This is a genomic window from Bradyrhizobium sp. LeoB3, from assembly GCF_055456055.1.
This window is the reverse complement of the sequence record NZ_JBVBEF010000185.1, coordinates 1-6,982: the sequence shown is the minus strand read 5'-3', so window position 1 is coordinate 6,982 and position 6,982 is coordinate 1. Positions and strand designations below refer to the sequence as shown.

The 6,982-nt window shown below is 58.1% G+C and carries 8 protein-coding genes and 2 tRNA genes; 7 read left to right on the top strand and 3 right to left on the bottom strand.

Annotated features, from left to right (window positions below; all coding sequences use genetic code 11):
- The 4 genes from ACZXDY_RS44000 to ACZXDY_RS43985 all read left to right on the top strand — a co-directional run.
- The coding region (locus ACZXDY_RS44000; RefSeq protein ID WP_464349779.1) for a hypothetical protein at positions 1 to 327 on the top strand (327 nt) is incomplete at its 5' end.
- 426 nt (positions 328 to 753) lie between these two features.
- Positions 754 to 827: transfer RNA gene (locus ACZXDY_RS43995), tRNA-Asn, on the top strand.
- 1,190 nt (positions 828 to 2,017) lie between these two features.
- Positions 2,018 to 2,203: a hypothetical protein gene (locus ACZXDY_RS43990; protein WP_130229592.1), complete on the top strand. Its 186-nt coding sequence runs from the start codon at positions 2,018 to 2,020 to the stop codon at positions 2,201 to 2,203.
- A gap of 860 nt (positions 2,204 to 3,063) precedes the next feature.
- A complete protein-coding gene (locus tag ACZXDY_RS43985) occupies positions 3,064 to 3,321 on the top strand; it encodes a hypothetical protein (protein WP_130231836.1) in 258 nt (85 codons plus the stop codon).
- Between the two features lie 293 nt (positions 3,322 to 3,614).
- Here the strand turns inward: ACZXDY_RS43985 and ACZXDY_RS43980 are convergent, their stop codons facing one another.
- The gene (locus ACZXDY_RS43980) at positions 3,615 to 3,815 is read right to left on the bottom strand and encodes a hypothetical protein (RefSeq protein ID WP_463331494.1); all 201 of its coding nucleotides are present in this window, start codon (positions 3,813 to 3,815) and stop codon (positions 3,615 to 3,617) included.
- A gap of 331 nt (positions 3,816 to 4,146) precedes the next feature.
- Between ACZXDY_RS43980 and ACZXDY_RS43975 the strand changes: the two genes are divergently transcribed.
- Positions 4,147 to 4,220, top strand: a tRNA-Tyr gene (locus tag ACZXDY_RS43975).
- 1,171 nt (positions 4,221 to 5,391) lie between these two features.
- On the opposite strand, the gene ACZXDY_RS43970 is transcribed toward ACZXDY_RS43975, so the two are convergent.
- Positions 5,392 to 5,583: a hypothetical protein gene (locus ACZXDY_RS43970; protein WP_464349778.1), complete on the bottom strand. Its 192-nt coding sequence runs from the start codon at positions 5,581 to 5,583 to the stop codon at positions 5,392 to 5,394.
- Positions 5,584 to 5,676: 93 nt separating this feature from the next.
- Positions 5,677 to 5,862, bottom strand: coding sequence for a hypothetical protein (locus ACZXDY_RS43965; protein ID WP_456647183.1), 186 nt, complete (start codon positions 5,860 to 5,862; stop codon positions 5,677 to 5,679).
- A 216-nt stretch (positions 5,863 to 6,078) separates the two neighbouring features.
- Here ACZXDY_RS43965 and ACZXDY_RS43960 point away from each other — a divergent pair, with 216 nt between their 5' ends.
- Together ACZXDY_RS43960 and ACZXDY_RS43955 are read left to right on the top strand one after the other, a co-directional pair.
- Positions 6,079 to 6,357 (top strand): DUF2934 domain-containing protein, encoded by a 279-nt coding sequence (locus ACZXDY_RS43960; RefSeq protein WP_464349777.1) that lies wholly within the window; start codon positions 6,079 to 6,081, stop codon positions 6,355 to 6,357.
- 99 nt (positions 6,358 to 6,456) lie between these two features.
- Entirely contained in the window at positions 6,457 to 6,636 is a 180-nt protein-coding gene (locus tag ACZXDY_RS43955; RefSeq protein WP_464349776.1) for a hypothetical protein, read from the top strand.
- The last annotated feature ends 346 nt before the right edge of the window (positions 6,637 to 6,982 follow it).

Sequence of the window (6,982 nt, the reverse complement as noted above, 5' to 3'; positions counted from 1 at the left end):
GTCCATCCAGGCAACCCTCGTCGCAACATTGAGGGTGAGTCGCCTCATTTTGTGGAGGGGACATACAGTCTAGCGGATATCCTTGCGGGCTATAATTTTACTATTTGGACCGGCCGATCTCGCTCGTCGTTCCACCAACCAGCGAACTCCAACACCTCCTCCACCGACTCATTCGAGTGCGAGGTGGTGGTAACAAGCGCGTATATCCGACGCGTCGCCCATCACGAGTTCGTCGATGATATCCTCTATCCGCGCCGCGCCTTCTCCGACGACTGCAATAAGAGCAACTTTATCGCGAGGGCACTGCTCGACGAAGGCGCTCAATAGGTCTTCGTTCGATAGTGGCAGGTGAAGAATGATCCTCGACGCATAGCTCATGATTGGTGCCCATGTCCGCTGCCCTCGCACGGCACTTGGCGAATGGGCGCTGAAGCGACCGGACCAGGTGCAACGCGGACGTCATTGTAGGCCGAGGTGGTTTGCTTGGCTCGATTGCGTTTGCGTTTCATGCCCCGGTCCCACGGCCACCAAGCTTCATTGATCTACGTTAGTCTATGCTGGCTAGTCCCAAAGGCGAGGTCGAGTAGCGCTGTAACGGCTCAACGAAACGGCCCCAGCCTGTCACCGCTGGGGCCGCCAACCACACGGCTGATTTTCCTCCGGCCGGGGGCTGAGGGTGCAGTCGCAACCGGGACCGGAGGCGCAGAATCGACCATCGTCGATCAATTTTGTTCCTTGCTCAGCCGAAAAGATTGGAGAGTGGCGCAGCGGTAGCGCAGGGCACCATTAATGCCATGGTCGCAGGTTCGAATCCTCCTCTTCAGCCAACTAACGCGGAACGGCGAGCTTATCGTGGCAGTCGATGAGCGGATGGTTTCAGCCATTGGCTCAGTTGCGCTCCAGTCTCGGCTTGCCGTGCTCTGCGAATAAGTCGTTCGCGTTCGATACCCGGGTGAGTGCCTTGGGCCTGTTTGCGCAGGCGTGCTGCTTCTTCAGCTAGCCGTTCTTCGAGTGGTCCTGATTGTTGGAGACGACGCCGCTCTTGCATGCGCTGCTCCCTATTTTGAGTGGGGGCGGGAGCGCAACCGGCGTTCTCATCACCGATAGATGCCAAGGTCAGTGCGATGATGCAACGACAATAGAGGAAAGCAGACTTCGTTCCTAATCGAATGATGCCGGTTTCCCCGCTGTTCTGTCACGTCATCGTCGCGGAAGAGCGCCGGCCGCTAACATGGGTTAGGCGGTCAAGCGCGCAACCATTCAGCCGGCTTAGCTCAATAGGTAGAGCGCCCGCATTGTAGGTGGGCGGTTGAATCCTGGCTCTTCAGCCAAGACAAGTAGCGAGCGGAGACGCATCGATGGCGGATGTCGGTTTCATTGATTTAGATCAATGGTGCCCGTGTGGTTTCTCCGACCAGAGGGTATGAAGCCGCCGTCAGAGGATCATCGCTCCGGTCAGGAAGCGCCAAGCCCGAGCCTTCGCGCTTGGAGGAGGCGCGCCGAGCCGTCCAAGAATACGCGGACAATCTGCGGGAAATCATCAAGAAGCTCCGGAGTCGTCTCGAGCACTAAGGCTGCCACAGCGCACTGCGATCCTCCTTATCCAGATGCACCCACTTGTAGGGCGCTGCCCCATGAGTCTAATCGCGCACCCTTGTTCTCGTGTTATGATTTCTGCCATGCTTTGCCTACGTAAGGAGTGCGGACGGTGAGGCAATCCAAGCAATACCGGAAACAAGCAAAGAGCGCATCGCGCTCGCACTCGCCGATGCTGAAATCTCAGAAACCTTCCTCAATCTGGCGAAGGCGTACCGCAGTCAGGCCGACGTGCTCAAAGCTAAGGAAAAGCTGAAAACCAAACAAAAACCGGGCAAAAAGCAAACCGGGAAGTAAGTAACTCTTCGCATCTCATCTCGGTCTATTTTGGAACGTGATTTGGCTTGATCTCGTCGCTTGTCAGGGGGTGGCCAGCGGATTCCATGTTGCCTAATCTTCCCGCCGTCCGGGGGACCGACTCATGAAAGACATGCAAGCGCACTTGGAGAAGCTTCGGAATGAAGCGGCGGAGTGCGATTTAATCAGCAAGCTCGCGACCAACGCGACCAAGAAAGCGCTCTTCGCCAAGCTGGCCGAACATCACCGAGCATTGGTGAAGGAAGTGGAGCAAGCCATCGCGGCTTCCTCGATAAACCTCAACGATTGAATCTGATGTCGCTGGCGGAGAGCGGCGACAAGGAACTATGGTGAACAGTCACAGGCCGGCGAGGGTGAGCGGACAAGAGGGACGGCACCATGACTTGGCTCGATTGCGCTTGTGGACCGAACCCTTGACCTTAAGGTTGAACTCTAAAATGCAACAGCGCCGCCTGACGGAGTATATTCGTCACGGGGCGCTGCGCTAAATACTGGGCCCTGAAAAGCCCCAGTGCACTTCTGTCTCCGGATGCCGAAAAAGGTTCAAGTTCCCGGAGAAAATTGTACTATCCGCGCCTAGTAAAACGGCCCCAGCCATCACGGGGGCCGCCAACCTGGTTGGGCAGGTTTTCCTCTGGCCGGGGCTTTTTTCGGGGGACGATCGGCCGGAGGCGCAGAGTCGACTGTTGCGGACAGATTTCGTTCCCACTGTGCAGAGAGGGCAAAACGGGCTGACAGGTTACCGGAGCGGCTGAAGGCGCCGAGGCTTCAGCCATTCGCTCAAATGTGCCGCCGTCTCCGCCTGACGTGCTCTGCGAATAAGTCGTTCGCGTTCGCCTGGGGGACCGCCTTGAGCTTCCTTGCGGAGGCGCACGGCCTCTTCAGCCAACCGGTTTTCCAGTGTCGTTGATTGTTTAGAACGACGCCGCACTTCCATGTGTTGCTCCTTGTTTGAGTAAGCAGGAGCGCACCTGGCGTACTCATCACCGAGGTGCGTGCGGTGATGCATACGATAATCAACTAAACGGCTGTGTCGTTCCCGGCCGGTTGCCAATTGTTCCCGTGCGCTTGTCATAATCGAAACTTCCGGGAACTTCCCGTAGAGTGTTGGATTGCTCTTCCCTTAAGAGGAACAAGAGGAGATGCGGGATGAAACAGGTGTTGTTGATCGCTATGATGACTGCCCTCGTCACGCCTGCGTTCGCGGAAGATGTTGGTGTCGGCGTTGGTGTCGGCCCGAGTGGCGCTGGCGTGACCGTCGGTCAGGATCGCGATCACGATCGCTACCGGGAGCGAGAGCGTGAAACGGTGGTCAAGGAACACGAGCCAAGCGACCGCACCACGACTATCAACAAAGAACATGATGACGGTACGCGCAGCAAGACCATCATAAAAGAGCGCGACTAATCTACCATTGTCGGAAGCGCGGCTGACCTAAAGAGAAAGGCCCCGATTCATAATCGGGGCCTTTCCGCAATGTCAGGGCCTGATCGCCTATAGCTTCGAGGTCGCTGCCGAGCTGCGCGAGCGGTGGAGCACCAAATTGTCGCAAACCGCCCTCACAATGTGTGCTCTATTGCCTTCTCAATGCGCCGCTGTAGGTCAACGTCGGTTTCGGTGGTGTTCTGGTCTCCGACCATAAGCTGCTCCGTGGCTGTCTAGACAAATGTCGCTACCGTCTTGAGACCTCACTGGAAACTTCATTTCGGCGTGCCCAGACTAAGAAACTCGTTCATGTCGGCAGCCTGCTCGGCTTGCCGCGCCTGCCGGAGCAGTTTCTGCCGCTCGGCGCCGGGAGGTAGGCCGCATGCCTGCGTGCGAGCCTGGCGAGCTGAGGCGACCAGCCGCTCCTGGAGTGAAGTGGTCTGCTTGGCTCGGTTGCGCTTGCGTTTGGTTTCCATGAGCTTCCAATGCTCGGTACTGCGGCTCGGGTGAAATGCGGATGTACGAGACCACAAACTGTCGCGCCTGCTGCAAGAGTGCTCGCGCACCTTCCCGAGCGGACGGCCCCGGCGTCAAATCGCAGGGGATCGCGCCGGGGCGTCGCTCCCTCTCGGCTCGCCATTGGGCAGAGGAGCCGACGACCAGCGCGAGAGGTCGCTCGCTAAGACAAGCACCTCGATGCTGTGAAGTCAGTGCACTATTGTACCGTGGCGCGTGAAGCGTAGGTCGGCAAGTGCGGCAATTAGGACGATTAGGACAGTACCAATGTCCCGCCTGTACGAGCCATCAGCCGACTTAGCTCAACGGGAGAGGGCCCGCGTTGTAGGCGTGGCGGTTGCTGGTTCATCCGGCAGCCGGCTCCAATTTCGTTTCTGATGGGCCGGGGGAACTCCGCTCGGTCAGCGTGAGGGCGCCGCAAGGTGCTCTGCGCTAACGCGGTCTTGGGATCGGCTTTCAGAAAGACATTCAGCGGCCCGGCCCACCGTTCCAGCGGGTGATTCATACCGCGCATGGATGTCAAGCTGCGCACGCGCCAGAAGCCGATGGTGATCAATGGCGCGGTATCCGATTGAGACGCTGAACGGCATTCGCAATGCTGTTCTGCCGGGCGTGTGGGTAGCGCAAGAACGGGCTGAACGTGACGGCATTCCGATCTATCGCGCGGACGTCGAGCAGCCGACATCAAACACACGCACGCACACACACGATCCGCTCCTGTCGCAACCAAGAGGCAAAGTCCGCCCTACGGTTGGTCTCGGTCTTTTGCCCTGCGTTGTAGCGCTTCCCATTTGGCGCGGTTGATCTCCGGTTGCTCCGGCTTATCCACCTTCGCCATCTTGTCGGTGCCAAAAGTCACGAAGCGCCTTCACCTCTAACAGGACGTAGACGAGCAGGATCAAGTTAAAGCTCAGAAGAAGATTCGGTGTACGTCATGGTTCACCCCTCCGATGACGCGGGGGCAGAAGGTCGGCAAACCCGCCCCCGCGTCTTTTCGGCTCCATGATGGGCAATATGGCTCCGAACTTCCATCTGCCTCGGGAAAAGCTTGGGAAGCGGGAGCATAAAACGCACGACAAGGCTGTCCGCGCAAAGCAACAAATACTGAGGAACTGTGAACGTAACTCTCGCGCATCGCGAGATTTTGACCTCAACCCACAACCGTTCTCTTATAAAGAAATCGTAAATGTGCACGCATAACGCCTTGCGACTCCTCGCTCGAACTTAGCGAGGTTGCATAAAATGATTTCATCAACAACCAGGCTCCCGCAATCACGAAAGCGCGCCGCGGCCCTTGATGGGGGGCTTTTTTGCCTTGCAGAACGCGTCGTCGTCGCGCCGAACAAAGCTTTTTGGCAACGCCGGAGGCGACGATTCGTCAACGTTTGTTGCAACGCGGGCACGGCATGCCGGCGCCGCCGCACGTGCACGCATGGATGCTAAGCCAAGGTTGGTTCGGATGGTTCTCGCAAACCCAGAGGAAGTTATCGCAGAGGGCGCACTATTTCATTCTCAGTGCACTCCCATCGGCTAACGTCAGGGGTCGTTTGCGACGCGCGCCAGTTCCTGGCAGAGCGGGCAGGTGATCGCTTCGTCCTTCGCCAGATAAACCCAATCATTCGATGCGTCTTTGCCGCAAAGCGTCCAGTACACTCGGGCATCGGGGTGGATGTCGGCGCCCTCGCAGACGTGCACAACGCCGCGGTCGTCGCACCAGTACATCGGCATGCCATTGATGGTTCGAAAGCTCGTGGCGCGCTCGGGCTCCGACCATGTGCGTTTGTCGGGGTCGTATGGCTCGATTTCAATAGTTTTCAGAGTCTAGCTCCTTTCATCCGCTTTCGGCACCCCATATCGATCTGCCGACCCGGCGGGCAGCGGCTCGCTTATTTGGTGCTCGATAGCGACGCCCTCCGGATCGTTTTCCTTAAGCCACGCCTGCGCCTCATCTTCGGTATCGAATTTTTTGAAGGTGTCCCGTCCTTTGTAGATCCAGACTGTTGTCATCAGAGAGACTCCTCAACCTAGGTCATCATCCGCCGTTACCGTCGCCTCGAAGTCCTCCGGCATCTCGGGAGGATTACCTCTGTTGCACCACGGGCACGGGGCGCCGGCTCCGCCGCATGTGCAAGCTCGCGCCTCGTGATCCGGCTTCCCGGAGGCACGAACTAGACTAAAAATGAACGATCTTGCCTCCACCGTTTTAACTAGGCGGAGGCGGCCATGAGCCATAGCACCGATCGCCAAGAGTTAGAGCGCCAACTCGAACAGGCGAAGCGGCTGGCTTCCGGGATAACCGACCAAACGACCTATCAGCGGCTCAAGGCGTTCGTCGAGGATCTGAGGGAGAGCCTGCAACGGCGCCTAGCCGCGCGGCGGTCCAAGCAAGCAATCAGGGCTCGTGCCCACGAACTCTGGGAACAGCACGGGCGGCCTCCGGGCCGAGACCTCGAGTTCTGGTTCCTGGCAGAGCGGGAACTTAGCGAGGATGAAAACGAGTGAGCACGCGTCCCGAAGGGGACGCACCCAGCCAAGCGAGAGTTCGGGGCGGCCCCGATACTTAGAGCGTGCTATCATGTCGCCTCACAGGAGGTAGTCGCGATGTCGGCTTCAAAGAAACCGCTAAAACCCGATGATTTTCCAGTGCAAGCCGAAGGCAAAAAGATCAAGAAACAGGACGGCACGCCGATCGCGACCACTGAAGATTCACCGATCGCCGATGACGTGGCAGAGCGCCTCAATGAGGACGAAGCCCGCCGCGAAGAAGATAAGTGGGCCTGATCTTCCGTCGTCGACGGACGACGGGCGGCCGCGTGCGATCAGTCATCGATCAGCGTGCCGATCTACGTCGATAAGGATGACGGTCTTCGTGCTTTGACCGATTGACGGAGTGAAAATCTCTCGAGGGACCAGGCGCCGAAGGACGCGGTAGTCAGCGGATTTCGCCAATGCTTCGGCCATGGCTGCGAAGGATAAGTCGGTTTCAAGCATTTGGTGTCGCGGTCCTCCGGCTACTTCGCCCATGCGTCGCGCCTGGCTGAGTTACAAGTCTAGCACTACTTTGGCAGATTGTGTTTTCGCCGCTGTTTTTCACGGATTTGCTTTCGGCAATATGGGCACTGCTGAG